17 protein-coding genes are annotated in these 19,997 nt (G+C 50.2%); all 17 read left to right on the top strand.

Annotation, left to right across the window (positions count from 1 at the left end):
• Positions 1-18 precede the first annotated feature (18 nt).
• The 17 genes from A7K91_RS19760 to ftsX all read left to right on the top strand — a co-directional run bounded on the left by A7K91_RS19760 (position 19) and on the right by ftsX (position 19,993).
• Entirely contained in the window at positions 19-1,332 is a 1,314-nt protein-coding gene (locus A7K91_RS19760) for a metallophosphoesterase family protein (protein ID WP_068685955.1), read from the top strand.
• Positions 1,332-2,078 carry a glycerophosphodiester phosphodiesterase gene (locus A7K91_RS19755; RefSeq protein WP_068685953.1) on the top strand — a complete coding sequence of 249 codons (747 nt, stop codon included), beginning with the start codon at positions 1,332-1,334 and terminating at the stop codon, positions 2,076-2,078. The genes A7K91_RS19760 and A7K91_RS19755 overlap by 1 nt, the downstream gene beginning before the upstream one ends.
• Before the next feature lie 114 nt (positions 2,079-2,192).
• The gene (locus tag A7K91_RS19750) at positions 2,193-3,344 is read left to right on the top strand and encodes a LicD family protein (protein WP_068685951.1); all 1,152 of its coding nucleotides are present in this window, start codon (positions 2,193-2,195) and stop codon (positions 3,342-3,344) included.
• Between the two features lie 168 nt (positions 3,345-3,512).
• On the top strand, positions 3,513-3,710 hold the full coding sequence (locus A7K91_RS19745; protein ID WP_042170033.1) for a cold-shock protein: 198 nt from the start codon (positions 3,513-3,515) through the stop codon (positions 3,708-3,710).
• 207 nt (positions 3,711-3,917) lie between these two features.
• On the top strand, positions 3,918-4,466 hold the full coding sequence (hpf, locus tag A7K91_RS19740) for a ribosome hibernation-promoting factor, HPF/YfiA family (protein ID WP_068685949.1): 549 nt from the start codon (positions 3,918-3,920) through the stop codon (positions 4,464-4,466).
• A 248-nt stretch (positions 4,467-4,714) separates the two neighbouring features.
• Positions 4,715-7,222: a preprotein translocase subunit SecA gene (secA, locus tag A7K91_RS19735; RefSeq protein WP_068685947.1), complete on the top strand. Its 2,508-nt coding sequence runs from the start codon at positions 4,715-4,717 to the stop codon at positions 7,220-7,222.
• Between the two features lie 40 nt (positions 7,223-7,262).
• Positions 7,263-8,376 (top strand): peptide chain release factor 2 gene (gene prfB / locus A7K91_RS19730; RefSeq protein ID WP_156739695.1). Its coding sequence is split into 2 segments (ribosomal slippage): positions 7,263-7,334 and positions 7,336-8,376, totalling 1,113 coding nucleotides; the frame shifts between segments, so codons are not numbered across the junction.
• A gap of 152 nt (positions 8,377-8,528) precedes the next feature.
• Positions 8,529-9,353 carry a YitT family protein gene (locus A7K91_RS19725; RefSeq protein WP_245697712.1) on the top strand — a complete coding sequence of 275 codons (825 nt, stop codon included), beginning with the start codon at positions 8,529-8,531 and terminating at the stop codon, positions 9,351-9,353.
• A 157-nt stretch (positions 9,354-9,510) separates the two neighbouring features.
• Positions 9,511-10,566 (top strand): N-acetyl-gamma-glutamyl-phosphate reductase, encoded by a 1,056-nt coding sequence (argC, locus tag A7K91_RS19720; protein ID WP_068685941.1) that lies wholly within the window; start codon positions 9,511-9,513, stop codon positions 10,564-10,566.
• A gap of 87 nt (positions 10,567-10,653) precedes the next feature.
• Entirely contained in the window at positions 10,654-11,883 is a 1,230-nt protein-coding gene (gene argJ, locus A7K91_RS19715; RefSeq protein ID WP_068685939.1) for a bifunctional ornithine acetyltransferase/N-acetylglutamate synthase, read from the top strand.
• Between the two features lie 24 nt (positions 11,884-11,907).
• Positions 11,908-12,714, top strand: coding sequence for an acetylglutamate kinase (gene argB / locus A7K91_RS19710; protein ID WP_068685937.1), 807 nt, complete (start codon positions 11,908-11,910; stop codon positions 12,712-12,714).
• Position 12,715: 1 nt separating this feature from the next.
• Positions 12,716-13,885 (top strand): acetylornithine transaminase, encoded by a 1,170-nt coding sequence (locus A7K91_RS19705; protein WP_068685935.1) that lies wholly within the window; start codon positions 12,716-12,718, stop codon positions 13,883-13,885.
• Between the two features lie 167 nt (positions 13,886-14,052).
• Complete coding sequence (gene argF / locus A7K91_RS19700; protein WP_068686221.1) at positions 14,053-14,955, top strand: ornithine carbamoyltransferase; 903 nt, start codon at positions 14,053-14,055, stop codon at positions 14,953-14,955.
• 344 nt (positions 14,956-15,299) lie between these two features.
• Entirely contained in the window at positions 15,300-16,538 is a 1,239-nt protein-coding gene (locus tag A7K91_RS19695) for an argininosuccinate synthase (RefSeq protein WP_068685932.1), read from the top strand.
• Positions 16,539-16,706: 168 nt separating this feature from the next.
• Positions 16,707-18,122 carry an argininosuccinate lyase gene (gene argH, locus A7K91_RS19690; protein ID WP_068685930.1) on the top strand — a complete coding sequence of 472 codons (1,416 nt, stop codon included), beginning with the start codon at positions 16,707-16,709 and terminating at the stop codon, positions 18,120-18,122.
• Between the two features lie 277 nt (positions 18,123-18,399).
• On the top strand, positions 18,400-19,086 hold the full coding sequence (gene ftsE, locus A7K91_RS19685; protein WP_068685928.1) for a cell division ATP-binding protein FtsE: 687 nt from the start codon (positions 18,400-18,402) through the stop codon (positions 19,084-19,086).
• Positions 19,076-19,993 carry a permease-like cell division protein FtsX gene (gene ftsX / locus A7K91_RS19680; RefSeq protein WP_068685926.1) on the top strand — a complete coding sequence of 306 codons (918 nt, stop codon included), beginning with the start codon at positions 19,076-19,078 and terminating at the stop codon, positions 19,991-19,993. Before ftsE ends, ftsX begins: the two co-directional genes overlap by 11 nt.
• Positions 19,994-19,997 lie beyond the last annotated feature (4 nt).

The raw sequence follows: 19,997 nt of genomic DNA, 5'->3' as shown, positions 1-19,997 counted from the left end.
AATCAAGGAGGGGAAGGCTTGAGGCAGTCATTAACGGGTCAAATAGGTTTGAAAATACGGGCTGGGGATGGCTTACAGGAATTGGGACATCCAGAGATGCTAAGCACCCCCTTTTTCTATTTGGCACAACCTGGCGACAGTCTGAGGCTTATAAATTCTGAGTATAAGTTTAACGTCGCTACCTACGCTTCGGAGGTAAAAAATCGTTGGATTTACACCTATGATTATGCCCCTGATGCAAGCTGGACAGTTTACCGCCATGACTTAAGCGGTGACAGCTATAGACAAGACGATTATTTTTTTACGGAGCGTGTTTACTTCCGTGTATGTTTAAGAAAAATGGACGGGACAGATTTTGAAGGTTCAGAGGATATGAATGGCATCCTTTTCTTCGATACAGCACCAGAGGTTTCACCGATTGAAATGAAGCAATGGCTTCGGAGTGAGGTTGAACGAGTTTCTGAACGTATCATGAATATTCTGGGAAAGAACGAGCTTTCCTTTGTACTGATGACCGATACTCATTACACCGTAAATGGTACTTGGGAAGATACAGCTACAGCCATCCAACAACTTCAAAAAAGAATTAGACTCGATGGTATAATTCACCTGGGCGATCTCACAGACGGGATGGTCACACGTGACGTGAGCCGTCATTATGTAGAACGGATTTTATCAGACTTGAAAAAATGTGAAGTTCCCGTATGGGTAACACTGGGTAATCATGATACAAATTATTTCAGAAATAACCCTGACCATTTTTCATTAAACGAACAGTGTGAGCTATATTTAGGTACTAATTCACCGCGATACTCCATTGATTATGACCAATATAAACTTAGACTTATATTCTTGGACTCTTTTGATCCTAATGAAGAATTGCGTTATGGATACAACCAAGCGTGTATCCGGTGGCTGAATATACAAATGGAATGTACGCCACATGACTGGAAAGTAATAATTTTTTCCCACCTCACGCCAATTCGCCGTTTACAGTATTGGGCGAAAGAACTGCGTGGAGAAGACGAGTTAATGGAGTTACTGAAAAAACATGCTCACAAAATCCTTTCTTTCATAAATGGTCACAACCATGGTGATTTTTTGGACAATGAAGAAGGCTTCCCTATTATATCCATAGTAAATTCAAAGTGTGAAGAGTTTACGGAGTATAAGCCAGAAGGTTTCCTCACACCTAAGCGAAAACTTGGAGAGTCCTCGCAAGAGGCATTTGATATGATGCTTGTTAACCCAGAAAAGAGAGAGATACGCTTTGTGAGATTCGGATCAGGTAAAGATAAGATTGTTGCAAATGGAAGGGCGGAGTGGGTTTAATGAAAATATGGGGGCATCGTGGTGCTTATTCTTCTGCGCCAGAAAATACACTCACTGCATTTCAAATAGCGGCCGAAATGGGAGCAGATGGAGTAGAGCTTGATATCCAGCTTACCAAGGACGGAGAGATCGTCGTCATCCACGATGAAACTGTTGATCGGACGAGCAATGGGCAAGGATGGGTTCAAGACTACACCCTGTCTGAAATTAAAAAACTCAATTTCAACAAAAGTGGACGTACTGAGCCGCTTTTTATGGAAGTGCCAACTCTGGAAGAAGTATTGGAATTATTAAAACCGACAAATTTAACTATTAATATTGAATTAAAAACAGGTGTTATATATTATAACGGAATTGAATCTATTGCTTTAAAGGTAGTGGAAAAATGTGATTTGATGGATAATATTGTATGGTCGTCATTTAACCACTATTCTATACAGAAAATAAAGCTGCTTGAGCCGTCATCCAGAACTGCCTTACTATGTGGCGGAGGAATACTGATCACAGGGGAGCAGTGCGAAAAGGTTGGGGCTGAAGCGCTGCATCCTAGTATTCATATGTTACGGCATCCATTGCTCGCTGAGGATTGTCGCAGCCGGGGAATATTGATACGTCCATGGACCATAACGAATGAAGAGGAGCTTAAACTCGCACAGGATCTCGACGTAGATGCGGCAATTGTTAATAGAATTGATTGGGCGAAGGATCTTTTGCACATGGATGAGAACGTCCATAATATGGGCTAAACCCTTGGTTGAGTGAATAGCACGCAGGGAAGTCTTATTCTTTTCTTCTGAAAAGGAAGGGTTCAATATGCATGTTGATGTATTCGTTGATATAAAGCTTAGGAGACCTGATTGGTGAATAAACTAAATGAGTTACAAGCTATTGAACTTGATATTTTAAAGGAATTTACTAGGGTCGCAAAGCGTGAAGGGTTGACCTGGTTCGCTATGTTTGGAACTCTACTAGGCGCAGTACGACATAAAGGGTTTATCCCGTGGGATGACGATATCGATATTGCTTTGCCACGTAAAGATTATGATCGTCTACGGTTTTCTGAGCATTGGTTTACGGAACCCTATTTTCTGCAGACACCACAAAATGATCCCGCTGCTGCCGTCCATTATATAAAGCTGCGACGAAGCGACACGACAGTTATCTCAAATTTCCCCAATGGATGTACACGCGGTGGTCATATGGGAGCGTATATCGACATCCTACCGCTAGACGATATACCGGATAGCGATGCTGCAAAACGCATTCAGGACACTGTAATGAAGATGCAATTGCAGATGTTCGCTTCGGCTGCCCTAGATGAATGCGAGGGGGCCGAAATTTCCGAAAGTAAAGAGGAATTTTGCTTTGGTGCTGGGGGATTGTCGGGACAATACGGTTATCTTTCAGAGCGTTACGAACGCTTCTGCTCTAAATACTCTAATCAGCTATATTACTCTATACCCGTTCTCACAGGTGAACATGGCAGAAGGGTGTATAACAAGAAATGGTTCTCGGATAGCGTTGAAATGGAATTTGAAGATTTGATAATTCCAGTGCCCCTGAGCTTTATGGAGACGCTTATAGCCTCTTATCCTAGTGGAATATCCGAGCCAGAGGAAGAAGAACGCGAACCAAAGCACATGGATCACAGCATTGTAGATATGAGACGTTCTTACAAAGAGTACGTGCGTTCCTATACAGACATGTTATGCGATATTGAAAATAAAAAGGTGTATATCTTCGGCGCTGGAGATAGCTTGCGAATTTGGATGGAGCGGTATAGTCATGGGCTAAATGTGGTTTGTGCTTTTGATAACCGCAAAGACGTATGGGGGAGTATATTATATGGCGTTCCTGTGCGTTCACCGTTTGAATTACCCGCACTTATGGACGGGGATTCACGGCTAATAATTGCAAGCATATATCGTAAAGAAATTGCTAAGCAACTTGAAGAAATGAAGATATTCAATTATTACTTTTTTATTGATGGTTTAAAATATACGCGATGTTAAATGCTTCAGTATAAAACCAAAACAAAGCTATTAATCGTGTGATAACTAGCCGATGTATCCGCTTCCAAGAAATTGTTTGACAATTCCATGTTTTCGGTGTTATATTCGTCTTGTGGGCCATACCAAATAACGCCTCACAGTACTTGAAGATGAAGGGAATGTTTGCAAATGCAAGGTAAAGTTAAATGGTTCAACGCAGAAAAAGGTTATGGATTTATCGAGACTGAGCAAGGCGGCGACGTATTTGTTCATTTCTCCGCAATCCAATCCGAAGGCTTCAAGACACTCGAAGAAGGCCAATCGGTTGAATTCGACATCGTAGAAGGCGCTCGCGGTCCACAAGCTGCAAACGTAATCAAACTGTAATCATTCAGCTAACCTTAGTTGAGGAATAGATGGTTCGATAACGTGCCAAACACATTCATGAGCTCCGGGCAACCGGAGCTTTTTTTCTGTTGCAAGCCCGTTCTCATTTTCGACAATTAAATTCTGAAAATTCTAAAAAATCAATCGTAACTTTTGATATGGGCATTAGCATATGCTATAATAAGGACATGTAAAGGAGGAATGCACATGATCTACAACATTCGAGGCCAACGCATTCAGGTTACAGAAGCTTTGAGAGATTACGTGGAGAAAAAGCTTAGCCGATTGGAGAAGTATTTTGAGGAACCAATCACCTCCGAGATCAACGTAACCCTATCCGTTACGAAAAACCAACATACGGTGGAGGTCACAATCCCGCTAACTGGAGTCCTGCTCAGGGCCGAGGAAAAAAGCGAGGATATGTACGCTTCAATAGATGTTGTAGTGGATAAGCTGGAACGGCAAATCCGCAAGCATAAAACCAAAGTAAATCGTAAATTCAGACAAGGCAGCGGAGTGAAAGCCTTGTTCCGTGAAGAAGGCTCCGCAGTCAGCGTGCTTGAGGAAGAGGAGGATGCACTGGAGCTTGTCCGTACGAAGCGCTTTACCTTGAAGCCAATGGACGTGGAGGAAGCGATTCTTCAGATGAATTTGCTCGGACATACCTTCTTCGTATTTTCAAACGTGGACAATAAAGAGGTAAACGTCGTTTACAAACGCGGCGATGGCAAATACGGCTTGATTGAACAAAGCTGACAACATACATGACACAACACGCCCCGCCTCCCTTTCAGGAGCGGGGTTTTCCTGTTGCCGGGCCGTTCCCGGCGGATGGAGCGCAGGAACTTGTGCTGGGACTTGTACTGAGACTTGTCCAGAGACTTTTATAGGGACTTGTCCAGAGACTTGCAACATGCGCAAGGATGTGACGGACAACGTTGCGGCAGTGCCTGCAAACTGTTACAATCTTAAACAAATAGACCTACTACCGAAAGGGGAAAACCATGCTCGGACTGGTGAAAAAGATATTCGGAGACGCAAACGAGCGGGAAGTTAAACGGCTCATGCGTACGGTAGAAGAAATTAATGGCATGGAGCCTAAATTTACCGCCCTGTCGGATGATCAATTAAAGGGTAAAACCGATGAGTTTAAAGCACGCTTGGAGAAAGGCGAGGATATTCTTGCCATCCTGCCTGAGGCCTTTGCAACGGTGCGAGAGGCATCCAAGCGGACGCTGGGCATGCGCCACTTTGATGTGCAGCTGCTGGGCGGCATGGTGCTGCATGAAGGCAAAATCTCCGAGATGAAAACCGGTGAGGGCAAAACGCTGGTAGCGACGCTCCCGGTTTATTTGAACGCGCTTCTGGGCAAAGGGGTTCATGTTGTTACCGTCAACGGCTACCTGGCACAGCGGGATAGCGAGATTATGGGCCAACTGTACAACTATCTCGGCATGACCGTAGGCTGCAATCTGCACGGCTTGTCCCATGCGGAGAAGCAGGAAGCTTATGCTTGCGATATTACCTATGGCACAAATAACGAGTTCGGGTTTGATTACTTGCGCGATAATATGGTTTTGTACAAGGAGCAAATGGTTCAGCGTCCGTTGTATTATGCCATCATTGACGAAGTGGACTCCATCCTGGTCGACGAAGCCCGTACGCCTCTTATTATTTCTGGACAAGCTGCCAAGTCGACGGAGCTTTACCATGCCGCAGACCGTTTTGTAAGCAAATTAAAGGAAGAAGAGGATTATACGATCGATGTTAAGCTTCGCAACGTGACATTGACGGAGTCCGGCGTTGAAAAGGCGGAACGCTCCTTTGGGATAGAAAATTTGTTCGATCATGCGAACGTATTGATTAACCATCATATCCAGCAGGCGCTCAAAGCTAATTGCATTATGAGGCGCGATGTTGATTATGTTGTTCAGGAAGACGAAGTCGTAATCGTTGACGAATTTACCGGACGTCTGATGTCCGGACGCCGCTACAGCGACGGCCTGCATCAAGCGATCGAAGCGAAAGAGCAGCTTAAGGTACAGAATGAAAGCATGACTTTGGCTACGATTACGTTCCAGAACTATTTCCGGATGTATCGCAAGCTGGCGGGCATGACGGGTACGGCCAAGACGGAGGAAGAAGAGTTCCGCAAAATCTATGGCTTGGACGTTATTCAAATTCCAACGAACCGCTCCATGATCCGCAAGGATATGCCGGATGTCGTCTACAAAACCGAAAACGGGAAGTTCCGCGCGGTTGTTGAGGAAATCGTGAAACGCCACGCTAATAAACAGCCTGTGCTGGTAGGCACCATTTCCATTGAAAACTCTGAAAAGCTGTCCGAGATGCTGAAGAAGCGCGGCGTGCAGCATAAGGTGCTGAATGCGAAGTTCCATGCGGAGGAAGCGGAAATTATTTCTCGCGCGGGACAATACGGCTCGGTAACGATTGCAACAAACATGGCCGGCCGCGGTACGGACATCCTGCTTGGCGAAAATGTGCCGGATCTTGGCGGTTTGCATATTATTGGTACGGAGCGGCACGAAAGTCGCCGGATCGACAACCAGCTGCGCGGACGTGCGGGACGTCAAGGCGACCCTGGCTCCTCTCAGTTTTATTTGTCGCTAGAGGATGAATTAATGCGCCGTTTTGGCTCTGAAAATATTATGGCCATGATGGACCGGCTTGGTCTGGAGGAAGATCAGCCGATTGAAAGCAAAATGATTAGCCGCGCCGTTGAATCCGCGCAAAAACGCGTTGAGGGCAGTAACTTTGACACGCGGAAAATCGTCCTGCAATATGATGATGTCATGAACCAGCAACGCGAGGTTATCTATAAGCAGCGCCGCGATATTCTGGAATCCGCCGATATCCGGGGCGAGGTTATGGACATGATCAAGCCGGTCGTGGAGCGGATCGTAGAAGCTCACTGCGAAGCCGATATTCCGGAGGAGTGGGATATCCAGGCCATCGTGGATTACGTTCACGGAAACCTGCTTGATGATGATTCCATCACCAAGGATGATCTGTGGGGCAAGGAAAAGGAAGATATGATCCAGTATATTCTGGATAAAGTAACGGCGTTTTACAACGAGCGTGAAGAGCAGCTGGGACAAGAAACGATGCGCGAATTTGAAAAAGTCGTTGTCCTTCGCGCGGTAGACAGCAAGTGGATGGATCATATCGACGCGATGGATCAACTTCGTCAAGGTATCCATCTTCGCGCCTACGGCGGTACCGATCCGCTGCGTGAATACCAGTTTGAAGGCTTCGAGATGTTTAAGGAAATGATCGAAGCGATTCAAGAGGAAGTCGCCAAATATATTATGAAAGCCCGCGTGGAAAGCAACCTGGAGCGCCAGGAAGTCGTGAAGGGCCAAACCACATCCACAAGCGGCGGCGGCGAAACACAGGAGAAGCGTCCGGTGAAGCGCGAGGAGCGCGTAGGACGCAACGATGCGTGCCCATGCGGAAGCGGCAAAAAATATAAGCAGTGCCACGGCAAATAAATGCCACGGAAAGTAAACTTAATTTGAGGTGAGGCAAGCCATGCTGGATATATCGGTCAAACAGGATTTGCGTGAAATGGCGAAGCGTCTCCAAGAGCTCAGGGGGTCTCTTTGACTTAGACCTGAAGCAGGAATTGATCGCCAACTTTGAGGAAAAAATGTCTTATCCCGATTTTTGGGACGACAATGAGCGGGCGCAAGGCATTATTGCCGAGCTTAACGCCGTTAAATCGGTCGTTGAGCAATACAGCCGTCTGAGCAATGATCAGGAGGAGCTGGAAACGCTGCTGGAGCTTGCCCAGGAGGAGGAAGACGAATCCCTGGAAGCGGAGCTTGCGGAAGGCGTCAAAGCGCTGCTGGACAAAGTAGCCGACTTCGAGCTGCAGCTGCTGCTTAATCAGCCTTATGACCGGCTTAACGCCATTTTGGAGCTGCATCCCGGCGCCGGCGGCACGGAGTCCCAGGATTGGGGCCTCATGCTGTACCGGATGTATACTCGCTGGGCGGAGAAAAAAGGCTTTAAGGTGGAGCTGCTTGACTACCAGGACGGTGATGAGGCGGGCATCAAAAGCGTTGCGATGCTCATCAAGGGCTACAATGCCTACGGCTACCTGAAAGCGGAAAAAGGAGTTCACCGTCTGGTCCGTATTTCTCCTTTTGACTCAGCGGGGCGCAGACATACGTCCTTTGCCTCCTGTGATGTGATGCCTGAAATTGATGATACCATCGAGATCGAGATTCGCTCGGAGGATTTGAAGGTGGATACGTACCGGGCAAGCGGCGCGGGCGGCCAGCACGTCAACAAGACGGAGTCGGCCATCCGGATTACGCATATCCCGACTGGCATTATCGTGGCGTGTCAACAGGAACGCTCGCAAATCGCCAACCGTGACCGGGCGATGAAAATGCTGAAGTCAAAGCTTTATGAACGTAAAATCGAAGAGCAGATGAAGCAATTGGCGGAAATCCGGGGCGTACAATCCGATATTGCCTGGGGCAGCCAAATCCGTTCTTATGTGTTTCATCCCTACAGCATGGTCAAGGACCATCGCACCTCCGTGGAAACCGGCAATGTAGGCGCAGTGATGGATGGCGATCTGGATATGTTTATCGACGGATATTTGCGAAGCCAGATCAAGCAAGCCGAAGAATAAAGCGCGCTGCGTTAAGCCGCATCATAATAGAAATGAAGAGTTCCGGCACGCGTTGCTGCAGGACTCTTCTTTCATGTAGGGAGATGGAATGCGTGAGAACGGCCAAAAGCAAAAGAAAAACGGGCACAAGGCCGAATAATCCAAGGCTGCAGATGGCATGGAATATGGTACAGCTTCTGCTGGGCTCTTTGATCGTCGCGATCAGCTTTAATATGTTTCTGGTGCCAAACGGTATTGCTTCTGGAGGAGTCGCCGGCATTTCGATTTTAGTGCAAAGCTGGACGGGTTTTATGCCGGCTTATACGCAATGGGCACTCAATATCCCTCTGTTTGTGGCAGGAGCGCTGCTGCTGGGGCGAAAATTCGGGGCCAAAACGGCAATTGGCACGGTAGTAATGCCGCTATTTGTTCTCTTGAGCGCCCAAATTCCAAGCCCGACTCATACTCCGCTGCTGGCGGCTATTTACGGCGGCATTGGAGTGGGCTTGGGGCTTGGGCTTGTTTTCCGCAGCGGCGGCTCTACCGGAGGACTGGATTTGGCCGCGCAAATTCTGCACAGATATACGGGCATGCCCTATAGTCTGGCGCTAGTTTGCTTTGATGGCTGCGTCATTATAGCCGCAGGATTCGTTTTTTCTCCGGAGGTATCGCTGTATGCGTTAATTGGCTTGTTCGTAACGAGCAAAACAATCGATTTTGTGCAAAACGGGCTGCAGCTGTCGAAGGTTGCTTTTATTATCTGCGAACGTTCGGTTCAAGTGGCGGATGCTATCCTGTATGATCTGGACCGGGGCTTGACTCGGCTGGACGGCCACGGCGGCTATACCGGCGAAGGCAGAACCGTGTTGATGGTTGTGGTGGGACAAAATGAGGTGCCTCGTCTAAAGCAGCTTGTCCGCAATATCGACCCTGAAGCATTCGTTATTATAAGCAATACGGCAGAGGTGCTTGGGGAAGGCTTTAAGCTCGAAAATTGAATTGTATTAATATGAATATGGTTGTATAATAATGCAATGCATTGAGCTAAAGCGCGAATGAAATGAAGCAGCCTGGGGAGAATTCCGGGCTATCCTATACAATTGTATAAATAAAAAATAGATAAATGGACAAATCAAATGCGGGGAGAGGTTGGTAATGAGCGAAAAGGTAAAAGTAGCGATAGTGGGCTCGACGGGGTACGGCGGCGTGGAATTGATTCGTTTGCTGGCGAGCCATCCCCTTGCGGAGGTTACATCGGTCATTTCGTCCTCCAGCGCCGGGACGCCAATTACGGAAGGGTACCCCCATCTGATCGGCATTTCCGAGGAGCTGCTGGATGATGTAGACCCGGCAGGAATTAAAGCCAAAGCGGATGTTGTTTTCCTGGCGACGCCGGCTGGCGTTGCAGCCAAGCTGGCCCCGGGGCTTCTTCAGGCAGGGCTCAAAATCATTGATTTGTCGGGCGACTTCCGCTTGAAGCAGCCTGCGGTTTACGAGCAATGGTACAAAAAGCCGGCAGCAGATGAGGACTTCCTGCAAAAAGCGGTGTTTGGACTAGCTGAAATTTACGGTGAAAGCGTAAAGGGTGCAGACTTTATCTCCAACCCCGGCTGCTATCCGACAGCTACGCTGCTTGGGCTTGTCCCGGCAGTCAAGGCAGGTCTGATCGATCCTGCGACGATCATCATCGATGCCAAATCCGGCGTATCCGGAGCTGGAAGAGGCGCTTCGCTCGGCACGCATTATTCCGAGCTGAACGAAAATTTTAAAGCCTATAAGCTGAATCAGCATCAGCATATACCTGAAATCGAAATGGTGTTGTCCGATGCTGCGGACAAACCGGTCATTTCCACATTTTCCACGCATCTCGTACCCATGACACGGGGGATTATGTCGACCATGTACGCCTCCATTACGAGCGATGCCAGCGTAAGTAATGCTGATTTTATAAAGCTGTACCGGGAGTTTTATCAGGGCAGACCCTTTGTGCGCGTGCGTCCGGAAGGACAACTGCCTGCAACCAAGGAAGTTTGGGGCTCCAATTATTGCGATATCGGCTTTGCCGTTGATGCGCGCACGGGCCGCGTAACTATCGTGTCCGTAATCGACAATCTGGTCAAAGGCGCTGCTGGCCAGGCGATCCAGAACCTGAATTTGATGATGGGCTGGGACGAGACGCTTGGTTTGCAATTTGTTCCCGTTTATCCTTAACGTACGTGTTCAAACTGCCGACTGAAATTCGGACCTTTTGAACGGCCTCTTAAGCGATCCTACTCATGAAGGAGATATGAAAATAATATGGGACAACAACCATTCCGGGTCGTCGATGACGGCTCCATCACATCGCCCAAAGGATTTTCGGCAGGCGGACTTCACTGCGGACTGAAAAAAACGACTCGCCATGATCTGGGCGCTATCCTTTGCGAGGTTCCAGCGGCTGCGGCTGGCGTCTATACAACGAATATTTTCCAGGCGGCTCCGCTTAAGGTTACCCGCGAGAGCATCGCTTCTGACGGCTTGCTGCGCGCTGTTTTGGTAAATAGCGGAAATGCAAACGCCTGTACGGGCGAGCAAGGCGAAGCCGACGCATACGAGATGCGCTCCCGTTTTGCAGAAGCAATCGGGGTTGAGGCCGCACAGGTGGCGGTTGCATCAACAGGCGTAATCGGTGAAAACCTGAAGATGGAGAAAGTGCGCAGCGGCATCGACTCGCTCCCGCAGAAGTTGACTGGCGATCTGGACGGAGCGGAAGCGTTTTGCCAAGCCATTTTGACCACGGATCTGGTGCAAAAAATGGTCTGTGTCCAGCTTGAGTTGAACGGAAAAATCGTACATGTGGCAGGAGCGGCCAAAGGCTCCGGCATGATTCATCCCAACATGGCGACCATGCTTGGATTTGTTACGACGGATGCGGCGATCGACAGCGCGTATTTGCAGCAGCTGCTTCGGGAAGCGACAGACCTGAGCTTTAATATGATAACGGTGGACGGAGATACAAGCACAAACGACATGCTGGTTGCCATGGCAAGCGGTCTTGCAGGCAACGAGGCCCTGACGCCGGAGCATGAAGGCAAAGAAGCTTTTGCCGCCGCTTTGCGTTATGTGTGCGAGGTGCTTGCCAAAGCGATCGCCCGCGACGGCGAAGGCGCAACCAAGCTCGTTGAGGTTCAAGTCAGAGGAGCGGTTAGCGACGAATCGGCCCAAGCCATTGCCAAAACGGTTATCGGCTCTTCGCTGGTAAAATCGGCGGTATTTGGAGCGGATGCCAACTGGGGACGCATTATTGCTGCGGTGGGCAGAGCGGGACAGCCCGTAAACCCCGATACGGTGGATATTGCGCTGGGAGATATCGTGACTCTTCAAGGCTCGCGCCCGGTTGCTTTTGACGAGGATGCGGCGCTGGAATATTTGAAGGGCGATACGGTTGTTATTCATGTTGATTTGCATATGGCTGAAGGAACGGCGAAGGCCTGGGGCTGCGACCTGACCTACGACTATGTGCGCATCAATGCGGCTTACCGGACATAAAGGGACGGAGGGATACTGGAGCAGATGGAGAAACGGTTTGTTATGAAATGCGGAGGCAGTACGCTTGCAGCGCTGCCCGATCCTTTTTTTCAGGAGCTGAAGGAGCTGCAGGAGGCTGGCGTTAAACCTGTCATCGTTCATGGCGGCGGCCCTGCTATATCGGAAACGCTGACTTCGCTGGGAATCCCGTCCGAATTCGTAAACGGGCTTCGCAAGACGAGCAATGACGTATTGGATGTTGTCGAGATGGTGCTGGCCGGACGTATCAATAAAGAGATTGTTCGCAAAATAGGACTAAACGGCGCTCAGGCGCTTGGCCTTTCCGGCGTTGACGGCGGCTTGATTCAGGCCCGTCCGGTTGCAAATAGCCATGAAATTGGCTTTGTCGGCGACGTAACGGAAGTGAACGCCTCTATCATTGAAGGCATTATGAATATGGGCTACATACCTGTCATTGCGCCAATCGGCATAGATGGGGCTGGACAGCGCTACAACATCAACGCGGATACGGCTGCCGGAGCTGTGGCGTCGGAGCTTGGCGTAGAGCGGATGATCGTTGTGACGGATGTTCCCGGCATTATGAAAACCGTCGACGGCGAGAAGAAGGTGCTGCCATCGGTAACGGTGGAGGAAATCGACGAAATGATTCAGAGCGGCGAAATTTACGGCGGTATGATTCCGAAGGTGCGGGCTGCGGTGCAATGCATCCAGGGCGCGGTGAGCGAGGTTATTATCGTCAGCGGCACCGAAAGCGGCGTGTTAACCCGTGCGGTAACGGAAGGCGGCGTCGGTACGGCGATCGTCAAAACCAGGGAAGGGAAGGTATCATAAAATGGCTCAAAGTTTGTTGCCGACCTATGCGCGTTTTCCATTGGCGCTCGTTAAGGGCGAAGGAAGCCGGGTATGGGACGATCAAGGCAAGGAGTATCTTGATTTCATTAGCGGCATTGCCGTCACTAACCTGGGCCATGCCCCGGCGCGCGTCAAAGAAGCTTTGGTGAAGCAGCTTGACGAGCTGTGGCATGTATCCAATCTGTTCCGCATTCCGAACCAGGAGGAAGCGGGCAAGCTGCTGACGGACAATAGCTGCGGCGATGCGGTGTTTTTCTGCAACTCCGGCGCGGAGGCCAACGAAGCGGCGATCAAGCTGGCGCGCCGTTATCAGCAGCTGGTGCAAAACAACGGCCGGTTTGAAATCATCACCTTTGAGCAATCCTTCCACGGAAGAACGCTTGCAACATTGACGGCAACCGGTCAGAGCAAGGTGAAGGAAGGCTTTGCGCCGCTGCCGGCTGGCTTCAAAACCATCCCTCTGAACGATCTGAAGCTGCTGGAGGAGGCCGTTACGGAGCAAACGGCGGCGATTATGCTGGAGCTTGTGCAGGCGGAAGGCGGCATTCATCCCGTTGACCGGGAATACATCCATGCCGTACAGGCTTTGTGCCAGCGCGAGGGCATCCTGCTGATTGTGGATGAAATCCAGACGGGAATGGGACGTACGGGCAAATTGTTTGCCTACGAGCATTTTGGCATTGAGCCGGATATTTTTACACTGGCAAAAGGGCTGGGCAGCGGCTTTCCGGTAGGCGCCATGGTGGCGAAGGAGAAGCTGCGCGAGGGCTTTACGGCAGGCAGCCACGGCTCGACCTTCGGCGGTACGCCAATTGCGACGTCCGTTGTGAAAGCGACGCTGGAGACCATGCTGGAAGAGAGAGTTCCGGCCAAGGCAGCGGAAGCTGGCGAATACCTGATGCGGCGTTTGCGCGAGGCATTAAGCGGCGTCCCATTTGTGCAGGACGTTCGTGGACTTGGCCTTCTGGTCGGCATTCAATGTGCGGGTCCGGTTTCGTCCGTATTGGCTGAAGCGCAGGCTAAAGGGCTGCTGGTTTTGTCCGCAGGTCCAAACGTCGTCCGGCTCCTCCCCAATTTGCTTGTAACCAAAGACGAAATCGAAGAAGCGGTCGCCATCCTGGCGGAGCTGCTGAAAGCCGTTCAGGTGTGACCCGGACATAACAAGTCTGCTTGTAACTATAAAAACGTCGATGCCGAGAACTGGATTTCGAGGCTGCAATAATCCGAATTCCATTTTAGAATGATAAAGGAGGCGGTTAATCCGTGGTAATTACAAAAGAAGAAATCGCGCAAAGCCTGAAGGGCCGCGACTTTCTTATGCTGGTCGATTTTACTCAACAGGAGCTTCGTTATCTGATCGACCTGGCCATTGAGCTGAAAGCCAAAGTGAAGGCGGGGGAAACACACCACATTTTGAAGGGAAAAACGCTGGGCATGATTTTTGAAAAATCGTCGACCCGCACGCGCGTTTCTTTTGAGGTGGGCATCTATCAATTGGGCGGCCAAGGGCTGTTCCTCAGCGGCAATGATTTGCAGATTGGCCGTGGCGAAACGATTTGGGATACGGCGCAAACGCTGTCCCGCTATCTGGACGGCATCATGATTCGCACCTTTGCCCACCGCAAAGTGGTGGAGCTGGCTCGCGGAGCTACTATTCCCGTCATTAACGGCTTGACCGATCTGTCGCATCCTTGTCAGGCGCTGACCGACTTCCAGACGATCTATGAGCACAAGGGCAAGCTGGAGGGGCTGAAAATGGCCTACATCGGCGACGGCAACAACATGGTGCATTCCCTCATGATGGGCGCGGCCAAGCTGGGCGTTAACATGTCCGTGGCGACGCCTGAGGGCTATGAGCCGGACGAGGACATTGTCCGCCAAACTAATGCCGTTGCCGCCGAGACGGGAGCAATCATCCATGTATGCCGCGATCCTCGTGAAGCCATCGAAGGCGCGGACGTTGTATACACCGACGTTTGGGCTAGCATGGGGCAAGAAGCGGAGCAGAAGGAGCGCGAGGTTGCTTTTGCCGCTTATCAGGTCAACGACGAGCTGGTTAAGCATGCCAAAAATGATTTCCTGTTTATGCACTGCCTGCCTGCCCATCGCGGCGAGGAAGTAAGCGAAAGCGTCATCGACGGCAAGCAATCCATTATTTTCGACCAGGCCGAAAACCGGCTGCACGCTCAAAAAGCCATTATGGCTGCCATTATGTCGTAATTTACTCAAGGTAGACAATTAGTCAATCGCGTCAATCGCATTGCTGTCGGTCACAAATGTCCGTTAGCTGTAGTAATATGTGTATTTTTGAATTGTAATGGAAGCCTATGTCCGTTAAAGTGATTTTGCACCTCAAAAAAGCCAGTTTTTCCACTCTAACAGCCATGAATGACCGTTACAGAGGAGCTTTTCGGGAATCAAGAACGTTAACGGCCATAGGTGACCGTTACCGCAAGCAAGCCTTATGCAAGTCCAATGCAAGCCCTATGCAAGTCCAATGCATGTCCTATGTAAGTCTATGCAAGTCCATATATGATCTAACGTTAAAGGAGCGGAAAGCAATTATGGCAAAAGAAAAAATCGTGCTGGCCTATTCGGGCGGCCTGGACACTTCCGTTATTTTGAAGTGGCTGAAGGAAACGTATGATGCGGAAATCATCGCTTTTACGGCGGATATCGGTCAAAAGGACGAGCTGGACGGCTTGGAAGCCAAAGCTTTGGCAACCGGCGCCTCCAAGGTATACATCGACGATTTGCGCGCTGAATTCGCCAAAGATTTTATTTACCCGATGTTCCAGGCGGGTACCCTCTATGAAGGCCAATATTTGCTTGGCACGTCCATCGCCCGTCCTCTGATCGCTAAACGCATGGTCGACATCGCCCGCGCCGAAGGCGCTACTGCCATCGCGCATGGCGCAACAGGCAAAGGCAATGACCAGGTTCGCTTCGAGCTGACGGCGGCTGCGCTGGCTCCCGAAATTGGCGTAATCGCGCCTTGGCGTCTGGAAGCGTTCCGCGAGCAGTTCCCGGGCCGCGCTGAAATGATCGCTTATGCGGAGAAACATGGCATTCCGGTAACGGCATCCGCTGCCAAGCCTTATTCCACCGACCGCAACCTGCTGCATATCAGCTTTGAAAGCGGCATGCTGGAGGACCCATGGTTTGATCCTAGCTCCGAGGAAAATGAAGAGATGTACGTGCTGAGCGTGTCGCCGGAGCGCGCGCCGGATCAGGCTGAATATGTGGAACTGACGTTTGAGCAGGGCAACTGTACTGCCATCAATGGCAAGGAAATGTCGCCGCTTGAGGCGATGGAGCTGTTGAATGAGCTGGGCGGCAAGCACGGCATCGGGCGCGTCGATATGGTGGAAAACCGTTTTGTCGGCATGAAAAGCCGCGGCGTATACGAGACGCCGGGCGGCACGATCCTGTTCACTGCGCACCGCAAAATGGAATCCTTAACGATGGACCGCGAGGTTATGCATCTGCGCGATTCCCTGATCGCCAAATACAGCCAGCTCGTTTACAACGGCTTCTGGTTTGCGCCGGAGCGTCTGGCTCTTCAAGCGCTTGTAACCGAGTCGCAGAAAAACGTTACAGGTGTTGTTCGCCTGAAGCTGTACAAAGGCAATGTCATCGGCGCTGGCGTCAAAAGCCCGGTCAGCCTGTACAATCCCGATATTGCAACGATGGAAGCTGATCCTTCCCAAGCGTATGATCAAGGCGACGCAACGGGCTTTATCCGCCTGAACGCGCTTCGTCTGAAGGTATCCTCGGGCGTCGAGCAGAGCAAAAACCAGTAACAGGTCTGCGATAGCGCAGAATTGGCGGGAAGGCTGACCAAGCTCCATGCATGAGAAGTCCATGAATGAGAAGTCCATGCACGGGAAGTTATGCGGAGTTGTACAGCCCAATCGGGCTGAGGGTCACCTCCCGCCTTTAATAGATCAAGCAAGGGGGCGCGAGCTACAGTGAGCAAATTATGGGGCGGCCGGTTTACGAAAAAAACCGATCAGCTGGTTGAAGAATATACAGCTTCCATCATGTTTGACAAGGAGCTGGCGGAGGAAGACATTCAGGGCAGCCTGGCGCATGTAACGATGCTGGGCAAGCAAAACATATTGCCTGCGGACGACGTGGAAAAAATCAAGGACGGCCTACACCGCGTCCTTCAGCGCATTCGCAGCGGCGACGTTGAATTTACGATCGGCGACGAGGATATTCATATGAATATCGAAAAAGCGCTTATCGACGATGTTGGCTCGGTTGGCGGCAAGCTTCATACCGGACGCAGCCGGAACGATCAGGTCGCAACCGACATGCATCTGTGGCTGCGCAAGCGCGTAGTCGAGTTTGTGGACATGCTGCAAAAGCTGCAATCCGCTTTGGTGGAGCAAGCCAAAGCCAACAGCGATACCATCCTGCCGGGATACACGCATCTGCAGCGGGCGCAGCCCATCCTGTTCGCCCATCATCTGATGGCGTACGTGTCCATGTTCGGCCGCGACATTGAGCGCCTGCAGGACAGCTACAAGCGGATCAACGTGCTGCCGCTGGGCGCAGGCGCGCTGGCAGGCACCACCTTCCCGATTGACCGCCATTTTGTGGCGGAGCAGCTCCATTTTGACCGCGTATATGAAAATAGTCTGGATGCCGTCAGCGACCGCGACTTTATTCTGGAGTTTCTGTCTCATGCGTCCATCATCATGATGCATCTTTCCCGTCTCAGCGAGGAGCTTATTTTGTGGTCCAGCACGGAGTTCCGCTTTGTGGAGCTGGACGATGCGTTCTGCACGGGCAGCAGCATTATGCCGCAGAAGAAAAACCCGGACGTACCGGAGCTTGTCCGCGGCAAAACGGGCCGCGTATACGGCAATCTGGTTGGCCTGCTGACCGTCCTGAAGTCGTTGCCGCTTGCCTACAACAAGGATATGCAGGAAGACAAGGAAGGCATGTTCGACACAGTCAAAACGCTGCAAGGAGCGCTTCAGCTTTTTGCTCCTATGATCGCCACCATGAAGGTCAATGCCGACGTCATGCGTCAAGCGGTCAACCAGGACTTCTCCAACGCTACGGACATCGCGGACTTCCTCGTGGGCAAAGGCATGCCTTTCCGCCAAGCGCATGAAGTGATCGGCAAGACGGTTCTGTACTGCATCCAGGAGAAAAAATATTTGCTGGATTTGAAGCTGGAGGAATTCAAGCAATTTTCCAGCCTGTTCGATGACCGGATTTATGCCGTGCTTCAACCGGAGCAGGTCGTGAACGCGCGCAACGTTTACGGCGGAACGGCCAAGGAGCAGGTGCTGGCCGCTATCGGCAGAGCCGAAGCCGTTCTTGCGGAAACGAATGCTTGGGTAACGGAGTACGCCGAGCGGAGCAAATAAATATCTGTCACAAAATCGCCCATTGCGGCGAATCAAGGATAAACGGTCCCGGCTGTCAGGCTGCGGGCCGTTTTTTTTGCTTTCTTGGCGTTGTTTCTGTGACTGACAAGAAAGAATTGCCGGGATTAACGGCCATTTTTGGGGAAAGGGCAGCAGCAATCGACAATTTCGCTAAAACATTAGAATTGTGAAAAAAGCGGAAAAGCGGCCTTTGTTGAAGGAATTAGCCGGACGCTGTCGAAATAGTAAAATTGACTACAAAGCAGGATGTGATACCGTGATAGAAATGCACGACATTTGGAAAACGTACGCCGACGGAACACATGCACTGCGAGGCGTATCCGTTCGTATAGATCGCAATGAATTTGTTTATCTGGTAGGACCGTCTGGCGCAGGCAAATCGACGTTTATGAAGCTGATTTATCGGGAGGAGGTCCCAACCAAAGGACAAATTTCCGTCAACGATTTTAATATAGGCAAGCTGAAATCGCGAAAAATCCCTTATGTCAGAAGAAACATCGGCGTTATTTTTCAGGACTTCCGACTGCTTCCCAAGCTGACGATTTATGAAAATGTCGCGTTTGCGATGGAGGTTATAGAGGCCCCTCGACGCATCATCAAGAAACGAACGATGGAAGTGTTGGATCTGGTGGGACTGAAGCACAAGCACGCCAGCTACCCCTCCCAGCTTTCGGGCGGCGAGCAGCAGCGCGTTTCCATCGCCAGAGCGATCGTGAACAACCCTTCGGTTATTGTCGCCGACGAACCTACGGGCAATCTGGACCCCGAGACATCGGCCGGCATAATGAATCTGCTGGAGGAAATCAATTTTAGAGGCTCGACTATAGTAATGGCTACCCACAACAAGGATATTGTAAACACCATGCGCAAGCGGGTTATCGCAATAGAAAACGGTTTGATTGTGCGGGATGAAGCAAGAGGGGAGTACGGCTATGAAGTTTAGCACGTTGCTCCGCCATATACGGGAAGGCTTGAAAAATATTGTCCGCAATGGCTGGATGTCTTTTGCTTCCATGAGCTCGATTTTTATATCGCTGTTTATTCTGGGCGTTTTTGTCCTGCTGGTGATGAACGTCAATTTGATGGCTGATCAGATCGAAAGCAAGGTTCAAATCAGAGTGTTTCTGAATACGGATGTGGACGATGCCAAGGTGGCGGAGCTGCAGAACAAAATTGGCAATATGCCGGAAGTAAGCAAAGTGACCTTTGTTTCCAAGGAGGAAGGATTACAAATCCTGCGGGAAGCGATGGGAGAGCAAAATGGAGATTGGCTGGAAGGATATTCCGATGAAAATAACCCGCTGATGGTTTCATATACAGTTGAAGTATATGACCCGCAGACGGTGCAAATCGTCGCAGATGCCATACAAGCAATCAACAGCATGGATAGCGACGAACCTATATATAGAGTCAAATACGGACAAGGCACCATTGAAACGTTGTTCAAAATTACGAACGCCCTCCGGTATATCGGCCTGATTATTGTTGTCGGATTGGGCGTAACAGCTATGCTGCTCATATCCAACACCATCAAAATGACCATTGTGGCAAGACGCCGCGAAATCGGCATTATGAAGCTGGTTGGAGCAACAAATGCCTTTATCCGCTGGCCGTTTTTTGTGGAAGGCGCGTTGATCGGACTCGTTAGCTCGGTTATTACCTCGGGTATTATGATTTTTGGTTATTCCCAGCTGGTGAATCTTACGCAAACGGAATTATCGTTGATGTTAATTACGCTGGTCCCGATTAAGACGGCGGCGCTCAACGTTTCGGTACTCATCATTGGCATTGGCACCTTGATTGGCATTTTGGGAAGCACCATTTCGATTCGAAAGTATCTGAAAGTGTAGGTGA

This window comes from Paenibacillus oryzae (genome assembly GCF_001675045.1).
Classification (GTDB): Bacteria; Bacillota; Bacilli; order Paenibacillales; family Paenibacillaceae; genus Pristimantibacillus; species Pristimantibacillus oryzae.
This window is presented reverse-complemented; position numbering and strand designations above follow the sequence as displayed.